The sequence below is a fragment of the Paenibacillus terrae genome (assembly GCF_000943545.1).
GTDB lineage: Bacteria > Bacillota > Bacilli > Paenibacillales > Paenibacillaceae > Paenibacillus > Paenibacillus terrae_A.
The window spans coordinates 1-1,339 of sequence record NZ_JTHP01000164.1; the positions used below are offsets into that span (position 1 = coordinate 1).

The 1,339-nt window shown below is 40.3% G+C and carries 1 protein-coding gene and 1 pseudogene; both read right to left on the reverse strand.

The genetic code is table 11. The annotated features are described in order from the left end of the window. Nucleotides 1–978, reverse strand: a pseudogene (locus tag QD47_RS29400) (phage terminase large subunit); the annotation flags it as partial. Nucleotides 979–1,181: 203 nt separating this feature from the next. Further along, nucleotides 1,182–1,337, reverse strand: coding sequence for a tyrosine-type recombinase/integrase (locus tag QD47_RS29405; protein ID WP_044649458.1), 156 nt, complete (start codon nt 1,335–1,337; stop codon nt 1,182–1,184). Between the last annotated feature and the right edge of the window lie 2 nt (nt 1,338–1,339).

Consider the following 1,339-nt stretch of genomic DNA (forward strand, 5'->3'; position numbering starts at 1 on the left):
ATTCTGAAATATGTATTCGTCTGTTGAACGCGGATCATTTTGTAACTCTTTATAAAATGACTTTTCACCCATGGCTTGCTTCTTGCACATCAAATAATAATAGTCCAAATACTCGTTCCATAGAATTTCTGTACCCAGCAGCATTTCCTTCTCATGAGCTATAAAAAAAGACAAGGCAGTATTGATCCTGTCCTCATCCTGCAAGTTATTATATTGTCGCTCCCACTCTGACCACAGATCATCCCGTTCTGAAAATTGAAGCACGGCTGCTTTACGAACACTTCGCACACCTGGGATTTTACCTTTTAGCAGATCGGCCATAATGTCCTCTTCGTTCAAAATCGTTCCACAGATCAGGATATTCGTATCCCTTGTGCCAATTGGCAGAATGACATCTGTAAAGGTATTTTTAATCTGTTCTCGTTTGGCCTCGGATCGTGCAGTATCCTCCTTAAGCAAATCATCCATTAGAACTAAGGTAGGACGATGATGCTTATAGTGAATACCTCTCAAGCTGCCATCTATGCCACGAATCATAATGCAGGAGTCCAGCCCACCTTTACTCTTGAGCCAAATCTCATTGTTGTTCCAGCGGCTTCCTTTTCGAATACCGAAATCCTCAATCAGCATTGTATTCGTTTCTAGCTCATCTTTGATCATGTCTAAGAAGGGTAATGCAATTTGCTCTGTGGCTGATATGATTAATGTAAACTGTGATTTATCATATAAAGTCGCATACAACGGAAATAAAAAGGAACTGATCGTTGACTTTCCATGTTCCCTTGGGAGTCCGAAAGCTGTAATCAGTCCTGTATTTACAAGCATATGTTTTAATTCCGCGAATAGCTCAAGATGAAACTTGCCAAATGCTCGATCAAAATATTTAGGGAAATAGGCTAAGGCGAAAAACTCAATGTCCATCTCACCAATAAGCTTGCGTAGTTCGGAAAAAGAGAACGTTTCAATTAGTTGTTTCATTTTGAGTGGTTTAAAATGCTTCTCCATATACTGTTTAAGCAGTTCAGCTTGTCGCTGTTCTTCTTGCTTTATTGTTTCAATAGGTATAGCTCCTTCCTCATATGTACCGTAAAATTATCACAAAAATTTCTGCACCCTTTGCTGGCGGGTCTGTTACTACAAATAGAAGACCCCCTTCCATCCACGACAAAAAGAGTGGCTCATTACCACTCGATATTTGCCAAGGCTTCAGCCATATCCTGCTGTGTTGTTAGCGTATAGATATTGGTTGTCGCTACGTGATCATGTCCAAGGATTTGCTGAATGGTCGTCAATGGAGTCGTTTTAACCAACTTATAGCCAAGCGTATGTCTGAGCATAT